This is a genomic window from Legionella pneumophila subsp. fraseri (genome assembly GCF_000586315.1).
Taxonomy (GTDB): Bacteria; Pseudomonadota; Gammaproteobacteria; order Legionellales; family Legionellaceae; genus Legionella; species Legionella pneumophila_B.
In genome coordinates this window covers 1-26,429 of the sequence record NZ_JFIM01000001.1, presented here as the reverse complement: position 1 = coordinate 26,429, position 26,429 = coordinate 1, and the positions used below count along the sequence as shown (strand labels likewise).

The following is a 26,429-nucleotide window of genomic DNA, read 5'->3' as shown; positions in this document are numbered from 1 at the left end:
AGTCTTGATTAAAATTTAGCAACTGAAAGAGAGAAGTGCAAGGCGTTAAATCACCCTTTTACCCAATACTATTTTCAATGTATGAATGGTATTTTTTTATTATTGCAATAAAAATCAATAACTTAATCATTTAAGCAATAATTATTTACAGGCAAATACAATAATTTCTTCTATGGAATTGAGAAATTTCTTACATCAATTACAGCTTAAATAACGCCGTTTTCTCATTATAAAGAAATATGCTGCTTGATTATGTCATAAGATGTGGTAGTTTATTTACGAAGAAATGTAGCAGGGTATGATTATGAACCAACAACTAAATGCAACCAAGAAAGATAAGCTTCAAGTAATCGATTGGCTTATTGAAAATTTTCCTAATGCATTTTTTAAAAAAGGGAACCAGGTCAAACCGCTCAAAATTGGAATATTTGATGATCTGATTGATTTTTATGAGCGACTGGATACTCCACCTTTTAGTAAAAAATCATTAAGAGAAGCATTAAGTTATTACAGTGCTTCCCCAGCTTATTTAAGCTGTCAAAAACCTAATACAGCACGCGTAGATATTTATGGTAATGAAATCGATGTGGTTACCCCAGAGCAAGCCAAGTATGCTTATCAGCGTTATCAGGAGCGCTATGGTAATAAGAAAAGCCAAGAATTAAAATAGCACCAAAAATAGATAAAGTACAATTAGCTCAGGTACAGAAAAGCTACCTTTGTTTACTTTTTTGTAGAACCATAATGTAATTAATGCTTACATCAGAAACCAGAGTAGCCTTCCTAAGGAAGGGATTATAACATAGGCCTTTCATATCAATGATATTTAAATCGAACAAGCGTGCCATTTTGGCTAATTCACTGGGTTTGATGAATTTATCATAGTCATGTGTTTGTCTGGGTAACAAATTAAGCACATATTCCGCAGCAATAATAGCGCCAAGATAAGCCTTTAATGTTCTGCTAATAGTTGATAAAAATAATAGACCGTTTGGTTTTAATAAACGCCTGCAATGTCGTAATATCAATTCAGGGTTTTGTACATGTTCCAATAGTTCCATACAAGTTATTACATCAAATTTTTGATCCTCGTACTCTTCTATAGGGCTGCAATAATAATCAATCCGCAACTGATTTTTATGAGCATGTTCTTTGGCAGCATGAATGGCCTCTGGTTCTGCATCTAATCCACTCACATAAGCTCCTGCCTTGGCCATAGACTCACAGAGTATCCCCCCACCGCAACCGACATCCAATATTCTCAACTCCTTCAGATTGACATGTTCTGAAATAAATTCAAAGCGAGCGCCATTGATATCATGCAAAGTTCTGAGAGGACCATTAGTATCCCACCAATCATTTGCAAGTTGGGCAAATTTATGTACTTCTTCAAAAGCAATACTCGATTCAATTTGATTCATAAGACAATAAATCCATTGGTTTAAAGAATTCAATGACGCGTTGATTAGTAATAAAGCTTACATTATATGGGTGTTCTGAAACCAGTCCTATTAATAATTTATTTGGGGGTATTTTCTCAGCAATTTTACCAAATAAGATTAACTGCACATCAGGCTTCCTGATAGCCAATTGCTCAAATAAATTTTGCATAAAGGGCTTCCAATGACGCGCATGATACGGAACCTTACCTTTGCTATAAATCAAGGAAGCATTTAATAATAAAATTCCCTTTTTCATCATTCCCTTAAAAAAGTCTTCTGCAGTTTGTACTAAACAGGATTTATCTATCCTGGCAATCGCTTCTTGCGAAGTATTTTCGTGTAAATCGCCCCGAGCGATCAATAACGTTTTAATCCAGTTACGCAGTGAGGTTGCTCGATTCACTTCCTTACTCAACCCTGTGGAGCTCCATAATAACCCCACAGAATTATCCCAAAAAGCATACCCATTAGCAGAAATCTTGCGTGGATATGGAGATTCCCCCAAAAGAATATATTGCGTTTGACTCAAAGGCAGACTAAAAGCAGAAAATAACTGATTTAGTCCAGGTAACCAATGACTATCCTCTTGTATTTGTTTTAAGTAACAACTATCCATTGTATTCAATGCTTTCATCAGAATTTCTTTCCATTCCTCATGGCATCCAACCAATAAATTCTCATACATCTTAATTTTACCTTTGCGTCATCATAATTAAATTTTCAAATTGGGATATTTTGATAATTGCCTATGTTTTTAAAACAAGATTTCAACAACTTTAACATTATTCTTAAACCATGAGAAATTATCTTAATTTTAACATCAAGATACAAACCCGCTTCCTCCACTGAATTTGAATAAAGCCCAGGATGGCTGCTTATATGTTGATTCTGTGTTGCCTGAAAATTCAAATTACTCTAACATCATTTAAAAATGATAATCTGGAGTGATTATGTTTTTGGCCAACTGCAATATAGAGGAAGTAGTTACAGAACATATAAAACAATTTCTAGCGGATGAAGAATTGTCCTTCTCTGGCTTAAAAGATTTAATTCTGAGTAAAGCCCCAATTCCCTGGATTCATTCCTCTGTAACAGCCACTCTGCTTAAATCCAGAGACTCCGATAAAACAGAAGTAAAAAAAAACCTTGAACAGCAAGCTTATAAAGCTCAACTGGCCGAGGACAAAATTCAAAAAGAGCAGGATGATGCCGAAGCATTAAAAGATAAAAAATTAAAAGAAATTTTAACTCGTGAATTAAACCACATCCCAACCCAAATCAGCGAACAGCAAACGGAACTCAGATTACTTCATTATAAACTCGAGCGACTCTTCGAAAGCCAAGCTAAAGTCGATGTGATTCAGCATCCTGATTCTCCTTTGAAAAAGACAAAATCGTCTTCCAGCCATTCCGCATCGATTGAGCGTCTGCAAAGATCTATTAATGAACGTGAGATTAAAATTCAATCACTTTTTGAACAGGAAATTAACAACAAGATAAAATTAAACGAAATTGAAAAGCGTGCCAGCGTACGCTCACAACATCACACTAAAAGGGTTAAACGCGCTCAGGCAAGAATTGGATACAATAGTACTGGAGAGGATATTCTCAGTACATTATCAGGAAAAAATCAATCCATTTTGTTGCGTAGTATTCAAAAACAACATCATGCTCTTGAAAAAAAATGCAGTGATCTCATTCAGGAAGCTGATCAGATTAATTATCCATTATTTCTTGAGGAACTTCAGAGGTTTTTAAATAAAAAAAATCGTAATTTATCTTCTCAAGAAATCGAAGCGTTAAAGTCTGTTATAAAATTTATAAAGCAACACTTGGAGTTTGAGCATGAGGCAATCAATACGCAATCCAGTCTCCATATTAAAAAGCAATCCATCAGTTCCCAGATTGTAAAATTACGAGAACTACAAAATAAACTAAAAACCTTAAAAAACAATAACCCCCATTTGACAGCAGTAAATGAAGAATTGATTTCACGTAATTTGGAATTATCGGCTATGAAGGAGCATCACGCTAACTTACGCCATCGCTTAGGCACTCCCGCTTTGCTTTTATTTGGATTAACGTTTCTGTTTTCAATTCCTCTTATTTTAACCATAAGCGGAGTAATTCCCTTTTTCATTGCGCCCGCGCTGCTTTATATTTTGGTCTCAGCACCTCCAACCATCCTCCTGCTATCCACTATTGGTGTTGGTATAGCAGCTATCGTTTTCAGCTTTAAAATGCATTCCAATGAATCAGCTATTAAATCCAATTTGCAAGCGATCGAAACAAACTCCAATCAAATGAGTCGAAATTCTCAAAATTTAAAATCATTGGAAACGCTTACCATTCCCACTCTGGATATGCAAATCAAAAAAGATGAAAATTTAAGAGATCAATTAATGCTTTCTTTGCAAAAACTGCAACGTCAAGCTGCTCAAGCTTTCCAGAAAGCAAAAGAGGTAGAGTGTCTATCCTATGCCAACTCTTCACTTTTAAATTCCAGCAATACTCAATCGAATGACGCATCATTATCCTCGCATTCGGAAGAGCTCGAAGAAGCACTAAATGACTCTAATGACTCCCTGGAAGAAGTAAAAGAAGAAACCGTTAATGGGATAGTGTAAATTGACTTTCTATCAATAAAATTTCCATGGAGCAAGACTGAGTATTAACTCCCGGCCATAAAACTACTAGTCCAAATATTGATAAATTAATCTTTATGATCTAAAATGCGACAACTTGATTATTGGGAGTAATCTATGTCTCTTGCTACTTATGATGTAAAACAGGAACTCGTCAAGCTTACCCAGAATTTCTTCTCTATTGATCATCAATTTTCTGAATTAAAAAACTTATTAACCGATAAAAAAACCATTCCATGGATTCATAATCAAATAGTTGATCAGTTATCTCAAATTAAAAAATCAGACGAAATAGCCATGATTGCGCGGTTAGAAAAAAGCGCTTACGAACAACAAATGAAAGAAGATGACGATGAAAAAAATCGTGATGTTGAAGAGTTACGCCAAGATCTTCTCCAAAGGAATCATTTGACAAGGCAACTCGAAATCTTGCGAGTCCGCAAAGAGCAATATGAAAGAGAGTTGCTCATCCGCAATACAGTACCCAATGTCCATACTCATCCGGACACTCCGGTAGTTCATCAACATCCTTCTCAACCAATATCTGCACCCTTGCTAAACCCTAATACTCATGTACACACTCATCTTGAAGCTACTTTAAATAGCCAGGATATTGGGCTAAGTATTCAGAAGATTAACAGAAGAATTTCAGAGATAACTAAAGAATTGGAAATTCTCGACTCCAGAAATAATGCAAAAGAAATTCGCAGAGGCGATAGAGAAAAACGCCTTCAAGCACGCCTTAATTATGTTCAAAAAACAGCAGGAGTTATCAACACTCTATCACCTGACAATCAGAAAAAACTGTTATCCAATATTGAGAAAGAAAAAAAATCACTCACACAACAACATTCCTCCTTGCTTCTGAAAGCAGATCAATTAAATTACTCCATCTTTCTTGAGCAATTTGAATTGTCTTTGCAAATTATGCAAGGTACTTTTCAAGAAGTAGACGCATTGCAAACGATTGTAAAAAGAATGAAAGGGCATTTGAATTACAAGGAAAAAGCGGCATCGATTCAATCCCGATTAGATAATACGGTGCTTATTATTGGTGAAAATTTAAGAAGATTAACGCGACTTAATTCTCAATTGAGTTCCTTACAGCTTGCTAATCCTGATTTAACAAGGAGGAATGAGCGTCTGGAAGAGCAAAACAGAGAACTCCTTGAATCGTATAATAGCCATATAAAAACACGAAATAAACTGTTTTTCCCGACTCTCGTTTTATCTGGATTGTCCTTGATCTTTTCTATTCCATTGATATTAACTCTAGCTGGAATCATCCCTTATGCTATTGCACCAGCTGTATTGTTAACTTTGGTTATTGCTCCCCCTGCATTGTTATTGCTTGCTGGACTTGGTGTCGGTATTGCCACAATCACTTATGCTGTGAAAGCTTACTTCAATAATTCAACGATTGAATCCAACAAGGAAACAATAGAGAGTAATAGGCGGCAAATGGGAGCAAACCAAAAGGAAATTTACACTCTGGAAAATCAAACAATTCCTAATCTTAAAAAAGAGCTGTTACAAAATGAAGGAATTCAAAATCGCCTAACTGATGAATTACAGTATTTTGAAAGCTTGGCCGAGCAAGCATTAAAGCAGGCGAAAGAAGTAGAGCCACATACCTACCCATATAGGCCATTTTTTAACTCCGAAGTTGCTGTTCATCAACATCCTTCTGTAGACAATGGTATAGTAACTCCTAGCGCTCCCCCGCTCGATCCCCTCTATCCTACCGTTCGACATTAATTTCCAGCCTGGGTTATTAAGCCAGGCTGTCATCCGGGATGACTGAAGTTGATTTCCCGGATGACATTGTAGCTATCAGTTTCTCTTTAAATAATTACCACAGGCAATTCAGACCAGGAAGTGGTATAACAGGGAGAACGTGACTGTGCCCGCATAACCCAAGGCTTCACATACCCTTCTGCTGCCAAATGTAAGGTATGACGGCCATACTTCGTATTGATTTCATCTAATACTGACATCAATCGCTCTGTCTGATTCAATTCTTTCTCTGAAACCTGGTTAAACAAATCTAACTGCAAACAGTTTTTTTCAATTAAATCTCCTAAATAAACACCTACCTTTTGGTAATGAAATCCAGAGCGAAATATTTTACGCAGGCACAATTTGGCACAACGAATCAAATGCCGAAGATCATCAGTTGGATTAATCAATTTAAACCCTATGGATTGCTGATATTGCGGTAAATCCAAACGGAATCGATTGGTTTTAATAAATATGGAAAGATGGCATGCCATCAATTTTTGATGACGTAATTTTTCCCAAGCTCTGGCACAATGACTGCTGATGGCCTGAGCAAGAGCTGAGTACTCTGTTTGCATAGAACCAAAAGATTTGGAAGATAGGATGCTTTTTCTTGACTCAAAATCCTGTAAACTGCCGCATGAAACGCCACGCAACTCAAGCACTGTTCGTTGCAATACAACACTAAATAATTTTTTAATCAATTGCAAATCCATACCAGCCAAATCATGAGCGGTATAAATCCCTTGTTGTACTAACTTTTTACCCCATTGCCGTCCTATCCCCCATACCTCGCCAACAACTATTTTAGCTAACCAATGATATTGATTTTCAATGTTAAACACAGGGATCCTTAACTCTTTTTTAGCAATATGGTTTGCCAATTTAGCCAGGGTTTTAGTTGCTCCTATGCCTATGGATACGGGGATACCGGTATAGCGCAAAATAGTTTTTTGTAACTTGCGACAAAATTCATCATGTTCAGACTGAGGCAAAGTATTTAAATCAAGAAAAGCTTCATCAATGGAGTAAACCTCTATTGCTGGCCAATTGTCTTCGATAACTGACATAACCCGACGTGATATATCAGCATACAATGTGTAATTGGATGAAAACACATGCACTTTATACTGCTTACATAAGGCCTTGACTGCAAAATAAGGCACGCCCATTTGAACACCCAAAGCCTTGACTTCATTAGAGCGCGCAATCACACAACCATCATTATTAGACAAAACCAAAATAGGTTTATTTGCTAACGCTGGTTGAAACAACCGCTCACAGGAGACATAAAAATTATTACAATCGATCAAAGCAAACATCACGATACCGTATGAATGACATAAGTAACGACCCCCCAAATCACCACATCGTATTCCTCTGTGATATCTATGGGAGGAAAATCTGGATTTTCAGCCAGCAGTTTAACTTGTCCATATTGACGGGATAACCGTTTTACTGTCAATTCGCCATTCAGGGCAACGATTACAATTTTTCCATGAGTAGCCTCTATACTACGATCAACGATTAAAATATCACCGGAATAAATGCCGGCATTTATCATGGATTCTCCAGAAGCTCGTACAAAAAATGTGGATGCCGGATGCTTGATCAAGTACTCGTTCAAATCCAGCATGGATTCAATATAGTCATCACCTGGAGAAGGAAAACCGGCCCTTACAGAACTGGAATATAAAGGAATCGCTGGAAATTCCTTTTCTCCTTGAAGATATTTCATCACATCCTGTATGCGAGATTCAGGTATACGAACTGATCTGGTTGCTTCTCCATATTTACCTTGCCCTCGAGGACGTCCAGCACCTGCTCGTGCACCACCATGAGACATATACTCCCCAAACTTGAATTTTGAATCGAAATTCAAGTTTAGTTTTAAAGTAGTAAATTGTAAAGCTCAGACAATAATGAGAGTTCCATATGACGACTATACTGAATTGACGCCAATACTCAAATTACGCTATTGTTGGGGATTTAGTGTAAGACTAAAGAGCCATGGTTAAATTATATAAGGAAATAATCAATTCAATAGATAATCATCAGACAACGATGGTGGAGCAACTCCATCAATTTTGTGAAATCAATTCTGGAACAACTAACTTGACAGGATTGGCCATCATGGCTGAGACATTGTGTTCAGCATTCAAACCAATCGCTGATACCACAGAATTAATAAAATTACCGCCTTTGTCTGTAATTGACATGACCGGAAGCACAGTTACGCAATCCTGTGGAGATGTATTGTTCATTAGCAAACGCCCTCACTTAAAACGCCGAATTCTGCTCAGTGGGCATATGGATACGGTTTATTCCGCCAGCAACCCTTTTCAAAAATTAAGCTACCTCAATGCTAATCAAATCAATGGTCCTGGTGTTGCAGATATGAAAGGGGGACTAATCGTCATCTTGCATGCATTAGCAGCCTTTGAAAACACCAGATTTGCGGAAGAAATGGGTTGGGATGTGTTAATTAATTCAGATGAGGAAATTGGTTCGCCTGCATCAGGTTCATTATTCAAAGAATTGGCACATCGCTATCAAGCCGCCCTGGTTTATGAACCAGCAATGACACCTAAGGGTACTTTGGCAAAAAACCGCAAAGGCAGTGGAAAATTAACACTGGTAGCAACAGGAAGGGCTGCTCATGCTGGCCGTGCATTTGATGAAGGAAGAAACGCTATATGCTATCTTGCTGAAGCAGTTACTGCTGTTCATGCCTTAAATGGACAAAGAAATGGGGTAACAATCAATGTAGGTAAAATCGCTGGCGGGGAGGCGCTGAATGTTGTTCCTGATAAGGCAGTAGCACAACTGGATATCCGAATTAGTCTGCCAGAAGATGAAATTTGGGTAAGGAATGAATTGAATAAAATTATCAGACAGCTAGAGCGACCTGATTATTCTCTAAGTGTGCATGGCACTTTTGGACGGCCTGTGAAGCGTATCTGCGCAGGGACAGAACGGCTTTTTCATCGGATTCAAAAAATTGGAGAGGCGCTTGGTTTAACTATTGACTGGAAAGACAGTGGAGGTTGCTGCGACGGTAATAATTTAGCTCATTATGGCTTGGCTGTTCTGGATACCTTAGGTGTTCGGGGAGGCAATATACATAGTTCAGATGAATATATATTGCTTGATAGCTTATCAGAACGCGCTGCTCTTAGCGCAATTCTCCTGACAGATTTGGCACAGGGTGGTTTAGAGGATCTAATAAAATGATGTTATTTCGTAGTGCTCGCGACTCTGACTTGGATGCGATCCATCAACTGGCAGAAATCAGTGGTGTTGGGATGACGACTCTCCCTAAAGATAAAGAATTACTAAAAAAACGCTTGGAATGGTCTTGCGAATCCTATCAAAAAAATGTCACCAACCCTGGTTGTGAATATTATTTTTTTGTACTTGAAGAACAAAAAAATAAAAAAATTGTCGGCACCTCCGCTATAGAAGCACGAACAGGTTATGAAATACCCTTTTATTCTTATAAAATTTCTAAAAGAACCAGAGTCTGTCATACACTCAACATACGCAGTGATTATGAGGTATTAAGTCTGGTCAATGACAATCAAGGTCGCACAGAAATATGTACTCTATTTCTTCATCCTGACTATAGAAAAAATAATAATGGCCTATTGCTTTCGAAAGGACGTTTTTTATTTATGGCACAATATCCTCAACGTTTTGCCCCGATTGTCATTGCCGAAATGCGTGGGATCTCTGATGATAAAGGCAACTCGCCATTCTGGGATAATGTCGGAGCTAATTTTTTCCATATGCCTTTTGTAGAAGCGGATCGTCTGACACTAGCCACGAACAAACAATTTATCGCCGATTTAATGCCTCGCAACCCTATCTATGTCAAACTACTCTCGCCAGAAGCACAAGCAGTCATTGGCAAACCACACCAATCGACTATCCCGGCTATGAATATTCTCTTGAAAGAAGGCTTTCGTTATAACAACTACGTTGATATTTTTGACGCCGGACCTACTATCGAATCACCATTATTAGAAATTAAAACGATTGCTTCAAGTCGGATCATGGTTATTAAAAACATCAGTGATGAAGCGAGCAGCAGCAATCGCTATTTACTCGCCAATACCCAAATTGATTTTCGAGCAACAATTAGTCACGCTGTTTTTAATGAACGGGAAAATACCTGCATTATTAGCAAAGAAACAGCAAAATTACTTGATGTAAAACAAGGAGATAGCCTGCGTATATCACCCATACGTACAGAAGATACTCCACCATTGTAACAAAGGAAGAATGATGTCTAAATTACAAATCATACAGAGTAAAGGTCAGTATATAAATGGAGAATGGACAAAGGGGAATGGGATTATTCTGGAATCAACAAACCCCGCCTCCGGAACTTTGCTTTGGCAAGGAAATAATGCAACAGATGATGAAATTTCAAATGCCTGTTTCGTTGCACATCGTGCACTGAAATCCTGGGCTAATACAAGTTTTGAGGAAAGGGTTCGTTATACTAAAGTATTTGCGGAACAGGTAGAAAAAAATCGTGAGCAACTGGCACGTCTTATTTCATTGGAAACAGGAAAGCCATTATGGGAGTCTCAAACTGAAGTCAGCTCAGTAATTGGCAAGGTAAATTTGTCAATTCAGGCTTATCAAGAAAGAACCTGGCCAAAACAAACCGAAGCTGCAGAAGCCAATGCCTGCCTGCGCTTTAAACCACATGGTGTTGTTGTAGTATTAGGTGCGTTTAATTTCCCCGCTCATTTAAGCAACGGACACATTGTCCCTGCCCTGCTTGCAGGGAACACTGTATTGTATAAACCAAGTGAACATACTCCAGCAGTAGCAGAACTGATCATCCAATGTTGGCACGATAGTGGCTTACCTCCCGGGGTTATCAATTGCTTGCAAGGTAACGCAAATTGTGGAAATACCCTTTTGTCTCAGGACATTCAAGGCGTGTATTTTACCGGGAGTTATGCAACAGGGCTTCGTATACACCAACAATTCTGTGATAAACCCGAAGTGATTTTAGCTTTGGAAATGGGTGGAAACAACCCTTTGGTCATTGATGAAGTGAAAAACATTGATGCAGCGGTCTACCATACATTGCTTTCAACCATGATCACTGCAGGACAACGCTGCACATGTGCAAGACGAATTATAATTCCTGATTCCCAGGCAGGCGATCTGTTTTTAGAACGTTTTGCCAAGGCTTGTAAATTAATGAGAATTGGCCCCTTTGATAGTCAACCAGAGCCTTTTATTGGGCCTGTCATCAGCCATGTTCAAGCATTAAAACATCTTCATGCGCAGAAGCAACTTGTAGAAATGGGGGGTGAGATCATTCTGCCGATGTCACTTCTTGTTGAATACACAGGACTCCTTTCTCCTGGCATTATTGATATGACTCGCGTTAAAAACCCGCCAGATGAGGAGATTTTTGCACCATTTGCACAAATTTATCGTTATAATCACTTTGATGAGGCGATTCAATTAGCGAACCAGACACGTTATGGTTTGTCATCAGGCTTACTAAGCGATAATAAAGACCACTATCAACAGTTTTATCAAAATATTCGTGCCGGACTGATCAACTGGAATAGACCAACCACAGGTGCCGCCAGCACCCTTCCATTTGGCGGTGTCGGATGTAGTGGAAATCATAGGCCAAGCGCCTATTTTGCTGCTGATTATTGTGCTTATCCTGTAGCAAGCATGGAGCAGCCCCTATTAATAACTCCAGCGCAACAATTACCAGGTCTAGTATTGGAATAATTATTATGAATGTTTATGAATTGAACATGGATGGGCTTGTTGGGCAAACTCATCATTATGCAGGACTTTCAGCGGGTAATATAGCCTCTACAAATAATGCTTTATCTATTTCCAATCCTCAATCTGCAGCAAGGCAAGGTTTGGAAAAGATGCGTCAACTTTATAACATGGGGCTAAAGCAAGGTCTATTACCCCCGCATCAACGACCTAATTTGAATTTACTCTATCAACTGGGATTTAAAGGCACTCCCAGTGAACAAATAAACAAAGCTTATAAAACAGCACCCGAATTGCTTAGTGCCTGTTACTCTGCATCAAGTATGTGGACAGCTAATGCAGCAACCGTTTCTGCAAGCGTGGATACTGAAGACAATAAAGTGCATTTCACTGCTGCAAATTTAATCAGCAACTTGCATCGCCACCAGGAGGCCAATTTTTCAAAAAAATTATTGGAATTTATATTTTCCAACTCTGATTATTTTAATCATCATCCCATATTGCCCAAATCAATGGGCACAAGCGATGAGGGAGCAGCAAATCATAATCGCCTATGCCAAAGTCACGCGTACTCAGGAATTCATTTCTTTGTATATGGTAGAAAAGTGCTGGGAGATCATCAATTTGAACAAGGCCCAATAAAATACCCTGCTCGGCAAACTAAAGAAGCATCAGAAGCCATCGCTCGCAACCATTTATTAAAATCTGAGCGAGTGATTTTTGCGTGTCAAAATCCATTGGCAATAGATCAAGGGGTATTTCATAATGATGTCATCTCAGTTGCTAATGAACATGTGTTTCTGGTTCATGAAGAAGCTTTTTATAATCAAGCCTATGTTTTGGATCAACTAAGATCAAAAGCTGATTTTCCATTAACAATAATTGAGATCTCAAAAGAACAAATCAGCGTTAGTGAAGCAGTAGATACCTATCTTTTCAATTCTCAATTGATTACCTTACCTGATCAGAAAAATATGATTTTAATAGCTCCTGGTGAATGTCAGACAAACCTTAAAGTAAAAACTTGTATTGATGAATTAGTCTCTGATCCTCAAAACCCTATTAACTCAGTCTATTACCTGGATCTGAAACAAAGCATGCGTAATGGCGGTGGACCAGCCTGTTTACGCTTACGAGTTCCTCTGAATGACTACGAACTTAAAGCAATGCACCAAGGTATTCTAATTGATAATGATTTGTTAGATATTTTAGATAAATGGGTTTTAAAATATTACCGAACTGAACTGAAAATATCCGATTTAGCTGATCCGCAACTATTATATGAATGTCTGGATGCATTGGATGAATTAACTCAGATCTTGAAATTAGGCTCAATATATCCCTTTCAATCTTGAGTATCCGAGTCATGTGGAAAACAAAATTCGGCAAATGTATTTATATTTCACCGTCAGGATATAAAGTCTATCAAAATTTGTTGTACCGTTGGCTTACTTTAGGTAGCGAAGCATGGCAAACTGTAATTAACCGTTATATACCTCGCAGGCCTGGTTTACATTATCTGCAAATGCTGACACTTATGGCACGACAATTTCCTAATAATTGTTGTTTATTAGGCCTTGGAGGAGCAGGAATCGCTCACCTGTTGAGCGCACAAAAAAACATGCACTCTATCGTTGCTGTAGAAAATAGTGAAGAAGTAATCCACATTGCAAAACAATTTTTCATGACGGATTTAATCCCTAATTTCACCATTATTCACCAAAGCGCTCAAGATTTTGTTCGTGAAAACAAAAAAACTTTTAAGCATTTGCTTCTTGATTTATATGACGCAACACATTTTCCCGATGAATGTCATTCTATAGATTTCTTCATTGATTGCAGAAAGCAATTAGCTGATGATGGGTTTTTAGGAGTTAATTTGGCAAACGCTAGAGAACAATGGGAGCTGGTTCAATTAATCAAGAAACAATTTCCATCCAATATCATTATCCCAATAAAAAAATGTGCCAATATAGTTGTCATTGCATCCAAAAATGACAATAAAGACTTTTTTATTAAGCAAGTAACGAATACTAGTGAGATAAAAAAAATTGCATGGGTAAAAGATTGGGGTTATGTTGCTGAATATTAATGTTAATTAATAGCAAACAATAGTCTTATTATAAATGAAATCCAGCCAAAAGCTAATAGCATTTAAATATTTTATCTTATTTTCTCATGTAATTAATCGCTGCAATTAATGCCTCATCAGAACAATCGGTATTAGGAACATCTGCCTCTTTGCATAAACCACCATGGTGCATCAACCCTTTACCTATCTTAACATTGTACAGCAGATAATCCATTGGGGTTTCAAATTGTGAGGGATTATTTTTTGCTTCTATTTTTGCTTGTTTAAATCGCAGCTTCCATGCCTTTTTATCAAAAGCTGGAGGAGCTTTTATAGCCTTAGCTAAATCAGGGGCATGACAACTTTTGCAAGCAATTTCGTAAGTATATTTTCCTAAATTATCAGCAAAAGCCAGATTACTTGTTAAATAGATTAACATTATAATCAATGCATTCCTTTTCATCACATCCCCAAATTATCATCATTGCTAAAGCAATCTTAGAATTATATGAGATATTTTGCCAATTGAAATAGTTTTTTATTTTTTTAATTAAAGCGTATATATCATTATCTGGATACATGGTTATAGAAATATCGTAACCAATTTATTAGTACTGAAGAATATTTGCAAAAAATGAAATAAATATACTAAAAGTAAGATTTATAGCCTTATTATAAAAAAAGGAGTAATCTCTACTCCTTAAATTTCCATTAAATCTTTTTCTTTCTCGGCCAATACCGCATCAACTTCAGAAATATATCTATCCGTCAGCTTTTGGATCGCTTCTGCGGCACGTCGCTCATCGTCCTCGGAGATTGCTTTCTCTTTAACAAGTTCCTTTAGCTGATTATTGGCATCCCTTCTGATGTTTCGAATTGAAACTCTTCCTTGCTCTCCTTCATGACGAACAACTTTAATCAATTCCTTTCTGCGCTCCTCTGTTAAAGGTGGCATAGGAACCCGAATAGCTGTTCCAGCAGTTGCAGGATTCAAACCCAAATCAGAGTTTAATATAGCCTTTTCTATAGCTGCGACCATAGACTTTTCCCAAGGCGTAACTAAAATAGTTCGGGAGTCACTGGTAGTGATATTGGCAACCTGGCTTAAAGGTGTAGGACTTCCATAATAATCAACCATTACATGATCTAATAGACTGGCATTCGCCCTGCCGGTACGGATTTTTGACATATCCGTGTGCAAAGCTTCAATAGTCTTTTTCATACGTTTTTCTGAATCTTGCTTAATCTCATTGATCATGATTAGCTCCGACTATAGTTCCGACTCGCTCTCCAGATACAATTCGTTTCAATGCTTGAGGAGCAGCCATGTCAAATACCTGTAAGGGCATTCCTTGATCTTGGCACAAACAAATTGCTGTGGAGTCCATCACTTCCAAACCTTTGGTTAACACTTCTTTGTAGGTCAAATAATCATAACGCTTTGCGTCAGGATTTTTAAGTGGGTCAGCAGAATAAACACCATCTACCTTTGTTGCTTTTAAAACGATGTCTGCACCTACTTCAATTGCCCTCAAGCAAGCAGCGGTATCTGTTGTAAAAAAAGGATTTCCTGTTCCAGCCGCAAAAATCACTACCTGACCATTGCGCAAGTGAGTGATAGCCTTTCGTCTATGGTAAGGATCAACTACTCCAAGCATTGGAATAGCTGACATAATACGAGCAGGCAAATCAATTCGTTCTAAAGCATCACGGAGTGCCAATGCATTCATAAGAGTCGCCAGCATCCCCATATGGTCTCCTGTAACTCGTCCAACACCCGCCTGAGAAAGCGCTTTTCCTCTGAATAGATTACCACCACCTAAAACCAAACCAACTTCCACACCCATATGAATCAATTCTGCAATATCTCGAGCTAATGAATCGAGAACTGAGGGATCAATCCCAAACTGAGATTTCCCCATCAGCGCTTCGCCACTAAACTTAAGCAGAATGCGTTTGTATTTTAATTTAGGTTGACTTTCATTCATCATGTACGAACCTGAGCCATCACTTCTTCAACAAAATTGTCCTCTTTTTTCTCTATCCCTTCACCTACTTCATAACGAACGAAGGATAGTACTTCGGCATTTTTCTCTTTTAAAAGTTGACCCACTTTAATGTTAGGATCTTTTACATAAGGCTGACCCAACAAGCTTACCTCATCAATAAATTTATTGATTCGTCCATCAATCATCTTATCAATGATCTCTTGCGGCTTACCACTCTCTTTCGCTTGAGCGGTGAATATTTCTCTTTCATTTTCAATTGCTTCAGCTGGTACCTGCTCACGACTAACTACCATCGGTTTACTCGCAGCAACATGCATGGCAATATCTTTAGCTAATGCTTCACTTCCATTTTTTAATGCGACCATAACCCCAATACGGGAACCGTGTAAATAATATCCAATTACGCCGTCGCAATGCACTTTTTCCAATCGGCGCAATTTAATATTTTCACCAATTTTTGCAACCAGTTCTTGTCTTGCTTGCTCCACAGTAATACCAGAAGGTAATGCTTGATTGGACAAATCTTCTATATTCTTTGGAAGATTTGTTAATGCGACATCGGCAACAGCATTGGCAAAATTAGTAAAATTCTCATCTCGTGCAACAAAGTCTGTTTCACTGTTAATCTCAAGCATCACTGCTGTACGTTCATCAGAAGAACGCGCAATAACGATTATACCTTCCGCTGCGACTCTATCTGCCTTTTTATCTGCTTTTGCCTGGCCAGCTTTACGCATTTCAATAATTGCTTGCTCGATATCACCGTTAGTCGCTATTAGAAATTTTTTACATTCCATCATACCTGCGCCTGTGCGCTCACGCAATTGCATTACTAATGCAGCACTAATTGTTGACATTTTGATTTCTCCACATAGCAAAAAGGGGGCTTATTAAATTAACGCCCCCTTTATTCAAATAGTAATTATTCTCCGGATTTTTCTTCTTCTTTAGAATTTGAAGTGACCTCAACAAACTCTGAATCAGATGATACCCTTCCTACAGTGTTGCTATTTTTACCGTCTAAAATAGCATCAGCGACACAGCGAACATAAATGTCCACAGCACGCATTGAATCATCATTGCCTGGTATAACATAATCAATGTTATCAGGGCTATTATTGGTATCTACAACACCAATTACCGGGATTCTTAACCGACGAGCTTCTTCAACAGCAATATGTTCAAAACCAACATCAACCACAAATAACGCATCAGGCAAACCACCCATGTTCTCAATTCCACCAAGACTACGCTCCAATTTTTCAAGCTCTCTTGTCAGCATTAAGGCTTCTTTCTTAATCATGTCATTAAACAGTCCTTTTTCCTTCATTTCTTTTAATTCCTTTAAACGGAATATTGATTGACGGACTGTTTTATAGTTGGTCAACATACCACCTAACCATCTGTGATCAACATAAGGCATACCGCATCGTCTTGCATGTTCTCGAATGCTATCTTGAGCTGCTCTTTTGGTGCCTACAAAAAGAATTTTTGCTTTGTTCGCTGCCAACCGACCAACGTAATTCATTACGTCATTCAGCATAGGTAGTGTTTTTTCAAGGTTAATGATATGGATTTTATTTCTTGAGCCAAAAATATATTCACTCATCTTTGGATTCCAGAAACGTGTTCTGTGTCCAAAATGAGCGCCTGCTTCCAGCAATTCACGCATACTTACATTGTTCATATTATATCTCCAGGGTTAAGCCTCCACGCTTCCCATACGAAACCCGCCAAGGGACCCTATCGCATGTGACGAAACGTGTGTGTATTTAAAGCGCGGTATTTATAACATATTCGTGCCAATTCAGCAATGAAATTAACATTGTAATCTCTGTGCATAACAAAAAAATCCGTTATATACAAAACATTATGTAGGATACCAGTAATTGACTAAAACCAATTTGGAAATAACCCTATATTAATTTGTACATTTTGATTTATACTTCATTGCGCATGGAAGTTTTAAAAATGTTGTACTCAGGAGAATCCTATTAACATTAAATTTTAAGAGGAAACGATTATGAGTAAAAAATCTATCTGTTTAGCTGCTCTTGCTTTGGCATTTACTTTTGGACAGCCTGTTTTTGCCAATACAATCAATACTACTCAATCAAAGCCTTGTCATTGCCATGATCACAAAAAAACACTTAACCAACTTAATTTAACTCAAGAGCAAAAGAACAAAATCAAAACCATCAAAATACAAGCTCAAAAATCAATCAAAGAAAATTATAAACAACTTAAAGCAATCAAAGAACAAATCAATGCGCTCATTGCCAATGAGAAGCTCGATGAAGCTAAACTGGATAATTTAATCAGTCAAAGGAATAAAATAGCAGGAACTATGCTAAAAAATCGTGTAATGATGAAAAATCAAATTTACAATCAGCTAACGAACGAACAAAAATCACAATACAAAAAGAATATGTAAAACTTGATTGGTACCGATAATAAAAAATTCGGTACCAATCTATCCCAACTCTTCAGATATAATCATTGCTGTAATTATGCTCTTTCTCACTGTTGCTTCCTGAACAATATTTTCTGAACGCAAAAAAATGGGCAAACTTTCTCTCTACCATTAAAAAAACTGATGATATTTCGCTCAGTATGCTAACCCATAGCATGCTGCAGCAGCTGCACTGGCAATGATGCAAAGTGCAAATATTATAGTTCTCGCCATATTCTTCTTTGTTTTGGGTTTCATAACAAATCCTGTAATGACGGTTATCCTGATTGATATTTCATTTAAATTATAGTTCAAATTTTATGCACATCCAGACCCATATATTGATTGCCCTTACACAGAGTAGCATGGAGCTTTACTACAAATTCATTGCAAAACACTTGCTGCAATTATTGACTTATGACCCAATTTAGAACAACCTATATCGGCGATGAGCAATATTGTTGTTGCAGAATAAAAATGAAACCCAATTATGAGAGGACATATGATTTTTTTAAGTATTCCTAAAGGGATGGAATTTAAGCAAATTACAGAAAAAGACAATACGAACGACTATTTTGTTGATCCGAATGGAAAGTTACCACGAATTAATATTCAGGCTTTAGTTAAAGACGCTCTGCAGTATAACAAAGGTAGAAAAAAAGAAATCTCCCTGCCTGATTTCACTATTTATAGGCACAAACCACCTTATAGAGATGAACTCTTCCTTCAGTACAATCCAGATCATAATGGTAAATACTTTACAAAAGAATCTGTAAATTTGGTGAATGGTAAAGAATTTATTAAATATAAAACTCCTGCTACTTCATACGGTACTTTTTGGTTTCAAAAAGTACAACTATCCGAAAACAGAATGGATGAAGTCCTTGCCAAGCGAAGTGAACAACGAGAAAATCGCAGGCATACAGGGGATAGCCCAAACCCAACATAATCAAACAAGAATAGTGAAAAAGGCATGTACTAGCATGCCTTTTTTCAAAAAGAACAAAATGAAATTAAATGGCCAATGCAGTAGAAGCTTTGGTGTCTAATTTTGGAACCAACTGACTTTGCATGCACAAATATGCGCCTACAACTTTATAAGACTCTTGTGAATGGAAATTTTTTGTTGAGTATTCTTTAGGATAAGTGAGGCTTTCCAGCCGATTATTTGCTGCGGTTATCACTTTGTCCAAATTACTCAAGATGGTAGAGTAATTATCACCACTGTCCGTTATCGTTTTCATTTCTTCAAGAGCTTCCCTTACAACAGTCAGAATTTTATTAAAGTTTGGACCAGCACTGGTGCAACCTCGATAGATAGTAATCAGACGGTCGACAAGAGAAAAAAAGTTAATCATCTTTTGCAAATTTAATTCAAGAATACGCATGCATGTTATCATTTCTGTTGTACTGAGTTGGGGATACTTGTCCATCAATCCATTCATCACCTCGACAACCTTTTTCACAAACCCATCAACAGCCTTAACGGAATAACTATTTTTCTTAAATACTTCGAAAATAGAATGGGCATTTCTCATCGGATCCTTTAAAACATTCACACTTTTAATAAACGCATTAATCTGCTCCCAAATACGGCTACCAGCCATCTTGTTTTCTATAGCTTTTTGATAGTTTGTGATTAACATTTCCGCAGTAAAAGCATATTGAGACAGGAAAAAGCGATCGCTTTTTTCGGCCATTATAGCCTGCAAAGTAAAAATTGGATTGTTCCATTGCCCTTCATTACACGGAACATTCCATTGCTGAGCTTTCGCTCTGATTAAAAAGGTTTTTTGTTCGTTTGACAACGCAGTGATAACGTTAATTTTTGTTTTATACAATTCAAATGCATCCAGCTTTATTTTCTCTATAGCTTGTTCATGAGCTTTAATTAACTCAGCGGGAGAATCAAAATTATTAGCAAACTTCATTTGTTGCCGTTTATTGGCTTCAAATTCAAAATTACAATTGTATTTCGCCTGACGAACTCCTACTGCATTAATTTCTTTGCCATCTATGTCATAAACATCTCTGGCATTCTCAATCGCTTTATCACCAAATGCTTTGATCGTTTTAACATAGTCAGGATTAGTAAAGCCCTTTCCCTGAACAGGAGTTTTATAATTATCCATGATATGGACATTTTCACGGTTACAGGCGTATTTAACCAAATGCATCTTAACATTAGATGGAATAAGCTCGGGATTTACTGAGAAAAATTGATATAACCCTTCAAGAATGTCTTCTCGATCATCATAAAAGAAATAATCGACCTGCTCTCTCGCTTCCAAAGATGAAGCTCTTTGCATATGAGCATACACAAGTGTAGTTTTCGATTTATCATGTAACCAGCCGTTTTGAATTTTTTCGTCATTTGCAGGATCGGTTGCCTCACGGAGACTGGTTCCAGCAGGCACCAAGTTGTATGCATCAGCTAATAAAAACGGATCAAACTCCATGCCTAAGTCGGTGCAAAATTTTCGAATCTGGACAAAACAAGAACCATTGCCATTGGAGCGAGCATTACGCTTATCATCGCGGTCACTTTGACGATTCGAAGCAATTAACGTGACTTCTTTGGTATAGTGGTTTGAAGTGTCTCGAATTCTTTGGACAAGCTTTGGATTTTGCGCAACGATATTTATTAGATTGGTAACACCGACGCAACCATCATAATCAAAACCCGAATAACGAACTGGCATTTTATTTTCCTCTCAAAAAGATTACATAACCACTGTCACTTTAATTAAAGAGGAGATTTCAAACTTGGAAGTCGGAACATCGCCTTGAGTAAAGTGAAACTTTCTTCATAGCGACGCACCCGTTTCCTCATGAAACTAGAAATAACCAGTCCTCTAGGTAATCCATATAGAGAAGACACATCGAAATTTTGCTAAAGAATATTAAGCAAAGTGCATAATATTAACATTATGTAAATATATGTGTCAATTACTTGTTTATAGCAATAATAAATAAAGTCTGTTCTAGCCATAGTTTAAGTACACCCAATAAGGTTCAATTTGGAGTGCATAAGCTCTCATCTGACACGAGTTGATAGAGAGCTCAGAGTTTCATGTTAGCAGGAAATATCAAATCAAAAGTACTTTCTTTGACTTGTGACACTTTCATTCATAATTCCTAATTGCGTTAACAACGCTTCAGGCAAATGCAACCCGCTCTCCTCTAACTGAATTAATAAAATATCAAGCTCATTGGAATTAAAATCTTTTATCGCTTTTCTAAAAGCATTAATATTAAATTGATTATGACCTTCATTATTACTCATATAATTTCTTTTAAAATAATCCGGATAAAAGGCCAATAAAACAAGCGCTTTATCAAATAACTTATTATTATAGCAATGCATGACGATATCAAAATCACTCTCATCGATGTATGTAAAATATTCATTGATATCAATAGGATTTTGTTCCATTAAAAATTTCACAACAGATTGAAAATCATGGTTATTCAGGATTAATGCGGCATTATGTAAAAAAGTCTTGTCTGATCGGTCATGCACCAAAAGATTAACCTGATTTTTGATCAATAGCTGAATGATATCGATGTATTTTTTGGTATCCTTTGCTAAAGAATATCCTTTCAATGTCAAACTCAAAGGACAATGGCCAGAATGACTCTGCTGTTGATCGATATTAGCGCCATGTTCAATAAGCCATTTTACATTTTCAACTTGTCCAAGATAACAAGCAGCCATCAAAGGGGTGAATGTATCCGCTTCATCAAAATCTAATATTTTTTCGTCAGGCCCAACTTTTAAAAATGGCAAATCGATATCTGAGGCATTTAATTCTTGTTCTTTTTCAAGGGAAAAGTTAGCGAAAATTATCCTTCCTATTTGAGTCATTAACACTCTATCCCCTACTTTAAGATCAAATCCTTCCAAATTATAAGGCATTTGTTCTAATCGGTATTGAGATTGGTGAGTTTGATAAAATTCCTGTGCAGATAGCCAACCATCGCCAGGATTAAGAAAGTAATAATACCTGGAAGCTTGCTCTTCGTAAGTATTGTAGTTGATTAATAGTTGTTGCCCTGCCTTGATGTTTTTGGTGGTTATTACTTTTACAACTTTCTTGCGATTCAATGTACCTTCAACAAATTCTGCGTTATCCTGACTATCGGAAAAATTGATATAACGAGTCAAATTACCTTTTCTTGCCGCATCGACTACCCGGCCCCCGACATACATCGCATAACTTTTATCAGAACCAACGTGTTCCATTAGATATTGTTCAAATTCTTGTTCAGAATACACTTCTCCTGTGTAAATACCAATGCACGTTCCCTTTGGAATGTCTTCTCTGGCAAATAAACCTCGTCCACCGGTTTTTCTGAGTAAATGGACAGGTTGAACAATAACGAGATCGGTTCTGTCTATAGCAGACGGAATGTAATCATTGCCAGACATGTTATCAATATGTAAATCAACCATAATCTTGCTCGTGGCAATCAATTCATGATTACTTTCCGGTCCATTGACAGGAGTAAACAGTGTGTAAATATTACCTGGGAGGTGTGACATCCCAGGTCCTTTTTTCTTTGCCTTTCTTTGGGAAAATTTAAATTTAGATTTGTGCTCTTTACTACCATGATTCAATTGCTGTTCTTTAAACTTTGACTGAAGGGCACTTTTCTTTTTAAGTTTGCTATCATTCTTGCTTCTTGGCATAACACTGCTCTCTTGTAAAAAATCATATAAAATAATCATTAAGGAGCCATTATACTCTATTAGATTATTTTTTGCTCTATTTTGCATGTGATTTTCATTGAAAATCTATTATTTTGCTGATTGAAGAGTATTGTTGCTCCTCTTACCCATGTGCTAACATTTATGATTTTGGATAAACCATAATGGGCGTTACAATTAAAACTCCTGATGAAATTGAAAAAATGCGTGTCGCTGGCAGACTGGCAGCCGAAGTACTTGAGATGATTGGTCCTTATGTTCAAGTTGGCATTACAACTGATGAATTAAACACTATTTGCCACGATTATATTGTTAATGTACAAAAGGCTATTCCCGCCCCTTTAAATTATAACGGTTTTCCCAAGTCAATTTGCACCTCAATTAATCATGTGGTATGTCATGGAATACCAGGAAAAAAAACATTAAAAGATGGAGACATCATTAATATTGATGTCACTGTTATAAAAAATGAATACCATGGTGATACCAGTAAAATGTTTATTGTAGGTACTCCTTCCGTCAAGGCCAAGCATGTAGTGCAAATAGCTCATGAGTGCTTATATATCGGGATTGATATGGTTAAACCCGGTGTTCAGTTAGGCGATATAGGTCATGCCATACAGCAACATGCAGAAAAAAATCGTTGCTCAGTAGTGCGTGATTACTGCGGACATGGAATTGGTCGTGTATTTCATGAGGATCCACAAGTGCTTCACTATGGAGTTCCCGGAACAGGGATGAGGTTAGAACCAGGTATGACTTTTACCATAGAACCTATGGTCAACATAGGAAAACACCATACTCGATTATTGCCGGATCATTGGACTGTCGTTACCAAAGATCATAGTCTTTCAGCTCAATGGGAGCATACGCTGTTGGTAACTGACACAGGTGTTGAAATTCTGACTTTACGTAATGAAGAACGATAATCGCATCATAAAGAATACGATCAAACAGTTCAAAGAAAAACTGTGCAGGGACTTTAGCCAAAAAGCCAATATCACCTCCATCACACGCAAGCTTGCAGTTTTTATTGATACTATTTTAATTCAATTATTTATTAAAAATAAATTACACTTGGGAGACAATTTTTGTCTCCTGGCTCTCGGAAGCTACGGGCGTAGAGAACTTCAACTCCACTCGGATATCGACTTATTATTATTGCATACTGAAAAAATAAGCAAAATTCAACTGCAACGCGCACAAAAATTTATCCAGGATTGTTGGGATGTGGGGCTGGAGGTAAGCCATCAAATTACCACTGTTTCTTCATGTGCCAATTTGGCCAGTCAGGATTTGAGCGTAATTTCTACCATTATGGATATGTTCTTACTGTGTGGGCATGGTGCCTTAATGGAGGAATTAATATACCAAACACACACCTTGCACATGTGGCCTAGCCATCAATACTTCTTTGCCAAACTTCAGGAACAGCAAAGTCGTTATGCAAAGTATGGAGAAACAGCCTACAACCTTGAACCTAATATTAAAAATGGTCCAGGTGGATTAAGAGACCTGCAAATTTTGCTAAGCATTAGCAAACGCCATTTTAAAATTAAAAAATTAGCCGAGGGAATCGGCTACGGCTTTATTACTGATAAAGAGTATGAAGAATTAAAATACTGCCAGAACTTTCTTTGGCGCGTTCGATTTGCCTTGCATATGTTAGCAGGAAAGCCTGAGGAGCGCTTGTCATTTGATTATCAGGTTAAATTAGCTCAATTTTTTGGATATCAAGATCAGTCTCATATCTTGGCCATAGAGCAATTTATGAAAGACTACTTTAAAGTCATCAAACGCAATAGAGAGCTGAATGAAATGCTCTTGCAATGGTTCAATGAAACCATAGTCTATCATCAAAAGCAAAAAATTATTCGTCTGGATGATGAATTTCAACTGTCAAACCGATTCATTGAAGTACGCAATAACCGTGTATTTAAACAAAATCCGCAATCTATATTGAAACTATTCTATTGGCTTGTTAAACGCCCTGACATCGAAGGAGTTAGAGCAAGCACAATAAGATTAATTAGAGAATCATTATTTTTAATGGGCAAACGTTTTAGAGAATCAAAAGAGACTGCTAATATATTTATCAACATTTTCAGAACTGGTAATGATCCCTACGATGCATTACAAAGAATGAATAGATATGGGGTTTTAGCACACTATCTTGATTGTTTTGCTACAGTTACGGGACAAATGCAGTATGATTTATTCCACGCCTATACCGTTGATCAGCATACCCTGTTTGTGATCCGTAATATATCTCGCTTTAAAAAGAGCGAATATGCAAAGCAATTTCCTTTATGCGCCAAAATCATTGCTACTTTGGAAAAACCTGAAATTTTATATCTTGGTGCCTTGTTCCATGATATTGCCAAAGGTCGAGGAGGAGATCATTCTGAATTAGGAGCAATTGAAGCACAGCAATTTACACAACGTCACTTTATGGACGCAGAAGATAGCAAATTGGTTATTTGGCTTGTTCGCTACCATTTGCTCATGTCACAAACTGCTCAACGTAAAGATATTTATGACCCTAAAACCATCGAACAATTTTGCCAACTTCTACCTCATGCAAAGTATTTGGATTATCTTTATTTGCTTACAGTAGCAGATATTTGTGGTACAAATCCTACTCTTTGGAATGCCTGGAAAGACTCATTACTTAAAGAATTATACCATGCAGCAAAAACCAGACTTCATAAACAACAAGTGTTGGTTGATGAAGCCGCTCTAATATCCCTCCGTAAACAATACGCTATGGATATATTAATTTCAGATGGGATATCCTCCAGAGTAATACAGAATCTATGGGATCAATTTAAGGGAAAATATTTTCTTCATGAATCTCCTGAAGTGATAGCCAGGCACACCAAGGCAATTCTGGGCAGCAAGCGATTTCCGGTAGTAATAATCATGCCACATCATAGTCAGGGTGGGACTGAAGTATTTATTTACATGCCCCATAGAGACGAACGATTTACTATCACGACTTCAGTGTTAAGTAATCATCACGTTACTATACAGGAAGCGGCAATTATTACTTGTGATAATCAATTTGATTTAGATACTTATATCATTTTGGATGAAAACAATCAGGCTTTTTTGAATGAACAACGCGCTGAAGACATCCAAAAAAGTCTCTGCGAACATCTGGCCAATACAGGACGACTTCCTGCTATTTCTCGCAGAAGATTATCCAGAGCATTGACTCATTTTAATGTCAAAACACAAATTAATTTTATTGATGACAATACGAATCATCAAACCCAACTATTTCTCATTACCAATGACAGGCCAGGTCTTTTGGCGACCATAAGCCGGGTATTTCTTGCTCTCAACATTCATTTACATAATGCGAAAATTGCTACTGCTGGGGAGAGGGTAGAGGATATGTTTTATATATCCAACCAAACAGGTTATCCCTTGAGTCATGATGAAAAAACAATTTTAAGAGAAAAATTAATTCTGGAACTTTCTAAAAATAAGTATTAAATACTAGGGCGTGTTGACAATTGCTCCCCGCCTACGTGCCTTGGCTT

General features: G+C 37.3%; 23 protein-coding genes. 12 read left to right on the top strand and 11 right to left on the bottom strand.

Going from position 1 to position 26,429, the window contains the following annotated elements; genetic code table 11:
* The first annotated feature begins 298 nt into the window (after window positions 1–298).
* Window positions 299–670, top strand: a complete 372-nt coding sequence (locus CC34_RS0100125) for a ProQ/FINO family protein (RefSeq protein WP_050598177.1) — start codon at window positions 299–301, stop codon at window positions 668–670.
* Window positions 671–713: 43 nt separating this feature from the next.
* On the opposite strand, the gene ubiG is transcribed toward CC34_RS0100125, so the two are convergent.
* Window positions 714–1,421, bottom strand: coding sequence for a bifunctional 2-polyprenyl-6-hydroxyphenol methylase/3-demethylubiquinol 3-O-methyltransferase UbiG (ubiG, locus tag CC34_RS0100120; protein WP_027227186.1), 708 nt, complete (start codon window positions 1,419–1,421; stop codon window positions 714–716).
* On the bottom strand, window positions 1,408–2,127 hold the full coding sequence (locus CC34_RS0100115; RefSeq protein ID WP_028378167.1) for a uracil-DNA glycosylase family protein: 720 nt from the start codon (window positions 2,125–2,127) through the stop codon (window positions 1,408–1,410). The genes ubiG and CC34_RS0100115 overlap by 14 nt, the downstream gene beginning before the upstream one ends.
* A gap of 259 nt (window positions 2,128–2,386) precedes the next feature.
* Between CC34_RS0100115 and legC3 (CC34_RS0100105) the strand changes: the two genes are divergently transcribed.
* Together legC3 (CC34_RS0100105) and legC3 (CC34_RS0100100) are read left to right on the top strand one after the other, a co-directional pair.
* A complete protein-coding gene (legC3, locus tag CC34_RS0100105) occupies window positions 2,387–4,069 on the top strand; it encodes a Dot/Icm T4SS effector LegC3/PpeA (protein WP_080274028.1) in 1,683 nt (560 codons plus the stop codon).
* A 135-nt stretch (window positions 4,070–4,204) separates the two neighbouring features.
* Window positions 4,205–5,845: a Dot/Icm T4SS effector LegC3/PpeA gene (legC3, locus tag CC34_RS0100100; protein WP_028379038.1), complete on the top strand. Its 1,641-nt coding sequence runs from the start codon at window positions 4,205–4,207 to the stop codon at window positions 5,843–5,845.
* 86 nt (window positions 5,846–5,931) lie between these two features.
* Here the strand turns inward: legC3 (CC34_RS0100100) and CC34_RS0100095 are convergent, their stop codons facing one another.
* Window positions 5,932–7,188 carry a Y-family DNA polymerase gene (locus CC34_RS0100095; RefSeq protein ID WP_027227191.1) on the bottom strand — a complete coding sequence of 419 codons (1,257 nt, stop codon included), beginning with the start codon at window positions 7,186–7,188 and terminating at the stop codon, window positions 5,932–5,934.
* Window positions 7,188–7,712: a LexA family protein gene (locus CC34_RS0100090; protein WP_027227192.1), complete on the bottom strand. Its 525-nt coding sequence runs from the start codon at window positions 7,710–7,712 to the stop codon at window positions 7,188–7,190. Before CC34_RS0100090 ends, CC34_RS0100095 begins: the two co-directional genes overlap by 1 nt.
* Window positions 7,713–7,876: 164 nt before the next feature.
* On the opposite strand from CC34_RS0100090, the gene CC34_RS0100085 reads away from it, so the two are divergent.
* The 5 genes from CC34_RS0100085 to CC34_RS0100065 are packed head-to-tail and all read left to right on the top strand — an operon-like array spanning window position 7,877 to window position 13,730.
* The gene (locus CC34_RS0100085) at window positions 7,877–9,100 is read left to right on the top strand and encodes a hydrolase (RefSeq protein WP_028379037.1); all 1,224 of its coding nucleotides are present in this window, start codon (window positions 7,877–7,879) and stop codon (window positions 9,098–9,100) included.
* Window positions 9,097–10,140, top strand: a complete 1,044-nt coding sequence (gene astA / locus CC34_RS0100080) for an arginine N-succinyltransferase (RefSeq protein WP_028379036.1) — start codon at window positions 9,097–9,099, stop codon at window positions 10,138–10,140. Before CC34_RS0100085 ends, astA begins: the two co-directional genes overlap by 4 nt.
* A 13-nt stretch (window positions 10,141–10,153) precedes the next feature.
* Complete coding sequence (gene astD / locus CC34_RS0100075; protein WP_028379035.1) at window positions 10,154–11,641, top strand: succinylglutamate-semialdehyde dehydrogenase; 1,488 nt, start codon at window positions 10,154–10,156, stop codon at window positions 11,639–11,641.
* Window positions 11,642–11,646: 5 nt separating this feature from the next.
* Window positions 11,647–12,993 carry an N-succinylarginine dihydrolase gene (gene astB / locus CC34_RS0100070; protein ID WP_028379034.1) on the top strand — a complete coding sequence of 449 codons (1,347 nt, stop codon included), beginning with the start codon at window positions 11,647–11,649 and terminating at the stop codon, window positions 12,991–12,993.
* 11 nt (window positions 12,994–13,004) lie between these two features.
* Window positions 13,005–13,730, top strand: coding sequence for a spermidine synthase (locus CC34_RS0100065; protein ID WP_027227197.1), 726 nt, complete (start codon window positions 13,005–13,007; stop codon window positions 13,728–13,730).
* A 76-nt stretch (window positions 13,731–13,806) separates the two neighbouring features.
* Here CC34_RS0100065 and CC34_RS0100060 read toward each other — a convergent pair whose 3' ends face one another.
* The 5 genes from CC34_RS0100060 to rpsB form a co-directional block, all read right to left on the bottom strand.
* Window positions 13,807–14,172, bottom strand: a complete 366-nt coding sequence (locus tag CC34_RS0100060; protein WP_027227198.1) for a c-type cytochrome — start codon at window positions 14,170–14,172, stop codon at window positions 13,807–13,809.
* A 237-nt stretch (window positions 14,173–14,409) separates the two neighbouring features.
* Window positions 14,410–14,967: a ribosome recycling factor gene (gene frr, locus CC34_RS0100055; RefSeq protein WP_010947438.1), complete on the bottom strand. Its 558-nt coding sequence runs from the start codon at window positions 14,965–14,967 to the stop codon at window positions 14,410–14,412.
* Entirely contained in the window at window positions 14,957–15,700 is a 744-nt protein-coding gene (gene pyrH, locus CC34_RS0100050) for a UMP kinase (RefSeq protein ID WP_027227199.1), read from the bottom strand. The genes frr and pyrH overlap by 11 nt, the downstream gene beginning before the upstream one ends.
* Window positions 15,697–16,575, bottom strand: a complete 879-nt coding sequence (gene tsf / locus CC34_RS0100045; RefSeq protein ID WP_027227200.1) for a translation elongation factor Ts — start codon at window positions 16,573–16,575, stop codon at window positions 15,697–15,699. The genes pyrH and tsf overlap by 4 nt, the downstream gene beginning before the upstream one ends.
* Before the next feature lie 65 nt (window positions 16,576–16,640).
* Window positions 16,641–17,405 carry a 30S ribosomal protein S2 gene (rpsB, locus tag CC34_RS0100040; RefSeq protein ID WP_027221898.1) on the bottom strand — a complete coding sequence of 255 codons (765 nt, stop codon included), beginning with the start codon at window positions 17,403–17,405 and terminating at the stop codon, window positions 16,641–16,643.
* Window positions 17,406–17,741: 336 nt separating this feature from the next.
* On the opposite strand from rpsB, the gene CC34_RS0100035 reads away from it, so the two are divergent.
* Together CC34_RS0100035 and CC34_RS0100025 are read left to right on the top strand one after the other, a co-directional pair.
* A complete protein-coding gene (locus tag CC34_RS0100035; RefSeq protein ID WP_027227201.1) occupies window positions 17,742–18,152 on the top strand; it encodes a Spy/CpxP family protein refolding chaperone in 411 nt (136 codons plus the stop codon).
* 508 nt (window positions 18,153–18,660) lie between these two features.
* Window positions 18,661–19,119 (top strand): lpg1716 family Dot/Icm T4SS effector, encoded by a 459-nt coding sequence (locus CC34_RS0100025; protein WP_031285498.1) that lies wholly within the window; start codon window positions 18,661–18,663, stop codon window positions 19,117–19,119.
* A 64-nt stretch (window positions 19,120–19,183) separates the two neighbouring features.
* Here CC34_RS0100025 and CC34_RS0100020 read toward each other — a convergent pair whose 3' ends face one another.
* Both CC34_RS0100020 and ankI read right to left on the bottom strand, forming a co-directional pair.
* The gene (locus CC34_RS0100020) at window positions 19,184–20,872 is read right to left on the bottom strand and encodes a hypothetical protein (RefSeq protein ID WP_028379033.1); all 1,689 of its coding nucleotides are present in this window, start codon (window positions 20,870–20,872) and stop codon (window positions 19,184–19,186) included.
* 392 nt (window positions 20,873–21,264) lie between these two features.
* Window positions 21,265–22,902 (bottom strand): Dot/Icm T4SS effector AnkI/LegAS4, encoded by a 1,638-nt coding sequence (gene ankI / locus CC34_RS0100015; RefSeq protein WP_080274065.1) that lies wholly within the window; start codon window positions 22,900–22,902, stop codon window positions 21,265–21,267.
* A gap of 143 nt (window positions 22,903–23,045) precedes the next feature.
* Between ankI and map the strand changes: the two genes are divergently transcribed.
* Both map and glnD read left to right on the top strand, forming a co-directional pair.
* Window positions 23,046–23,810 carry a type I methionyl aminopeptidase gene (gene map, locus CC34_RS0100010; protein ID WP_011215701.1) on the top strand — a complete coding sequence of 255 codons (765 nt, stop codon included), beginning with the start codon at window positions 23,046–23,048 and terminating at the stop codon, window positions 23,808–23,810.
* The gene (gene glnD, locus CC34_RS0100005; RefSeq protein ID WP_028379031.1) at window positions 23,797–26,382 is read left to right on the top strand and encodes a [protein-PII] uridylyltransferase; all 2,586 of its coding nucleotides are present in this window, start codon (window positions 23,797–23,799) and stop codon (window positions 26,380–26,382) included. Before map ends, glnD begins: the two co-directional genes overlap by 14 nt.
* Window positions 26,383–26,429: the final 47 nt, after the last annotated feature.

Bases quoted from the DNA above. Each gene is read 5' to 3' on its own strand.
- CC34_RS0100125 (WP_050598177.1), top strand. From the start codon at position 299: ATGATTATGAACCAACAACTAAATGCAACCAAGAAAGATAAGCTTCAA.
- ubiG (WP_027227186.1), bottom strand. From the start codon at position 1,421: ATGAATCAAATTGAATCGAGTATTGCTTTTGAAGAAGTACATAAATTT.
- CC34_RS0100115 (WP_028378167.1), bottom strand. From the start codon at position 2,127: ATGTATGAGAATTTATTGGTTGGATGCCATGAGGAATGGAAAGAAATT.
- legC3 (WP_028379038.1), top strand. From the start codon at position 4,205: ATGTCTCTTGCTACTTATGATGTAAAACAGGAACTCGTCAAGCTTACC.
- CC34_RS0100095 (WP_027227191.1), bottom strand. From the start codon at position 7,188: ATGTTTGCTTTGATCGATTGTAATAATTTTTATGTCTCCTGTGAGCGG.
- CC34_RS0100090 (WP_027227192.1), bottom strand. From the start codon at position 7,712: ATGTCTCATGGTGGTGCACGAGCAGGTGCTGGACGTCCTCGAGGGCAA.
- CC34_RS0100085 (WP_028379037.1), top strand. From the start codon at position 7,877: ATGGTTAAATTATATAAGGAAATAATCAATTCAATAGATAATCATCAG.
- astA (WP_028379036.1), top strand. From the start codon at position 9,097: ATGATGTTATTTCGTAGTGCTCGCGACTCTGACTTGGATGCGATCCAT.
- astD (WP_028379035.1), top strand. From the start codon at position 10,154: ATGTCTAAATTACAAATCATACAGAGTAAAGGTCAGTATATAAATGGA.
- astB (WP_028379034.1), top strand. From the start codon at position 11,647: ATGAATGTTTATGAATTGAACATGGATGGGCTTGTTGGGCAAACTCAT.
- CC34_RS0100065 (WP_027227197.1), top strand. From the start codon at position 13,005: ATGTGGAAAACAAAATTCGGCAAATGTATTTATATTTCACCGTCAGGA.
- CC34_RS0100060 (WP_027227198.1), bottom strand. From the start codon at position 14,172: ATGAAAAGGAATGCATTGATTATAATGTTAATCTATTTAACAAGTAAT.
- frr (WP_010947438.1), bottom strand. From the start codon at position 14,967: ATGATCAATGAGATTAAGCAAGATTCAGAAAAACGTATGAAAAAGACT.
- pyrH (WP_027227199.1), bottom strand. From the start codon at position 15,700: ATGATGAATGAAAGTCAACCTAAATTAAAATACAAACGCATTCTGCTT.
- tsf (WP_027227200.1), bottom strand. From the start codon at position 16,575: ATGTCAACAATTAGTGCTGCATTAGTAATGCAATTGCGTGAGCGCACA.
- rpsB (WP_027221898.1), bottom strand. From the start codon at position 17,405: ATGAACAATGTAAGTATGCGTGAATTGCTGGAAGCAGGCGCTCATTTT.
- CC34_RS0100035 (WP_027227201.1), top strand. From the start codon at position 17,742: ATGAGTAAAAAATCTATCTGTTTAGCTGCTCTTGCTTTGGCATTTACT.
- CC34_RS0100025 (WP_031285498.1), top strand. From the start codon at position 18,661: ATGAGAGGACATATGATTTTTTTAAGTATTCCTAAAGGGATGGAATTT.
- CC34_RS0100020 (WP_028379033.1), bottom strand. From the start codon at position 20,872: ATGCCAGTTCGTTATTCGGGTTTTGATTATGATGGTTGCGTCGGTGTT.
- ankI (WP_080274065.1), bottom strand. From the start codon at position 22,902: ATGATTATTTTATATGATTTTTTACAAGAGAGCAGTGTTATGCCAAGA.
- map (WP_011215701.1), top strand. From the start codon at position 23,046: ATGGGCGTTACAATTAAAACTCCTGATGAAATTGAAAAAATGCGTGTC.
- glnD (WP_028379031.1), top strand. From the start codon at position 23,797: ATGAAGAACGATAATCGCATCATAAAGAATACGATCAAACAGTTCAAA.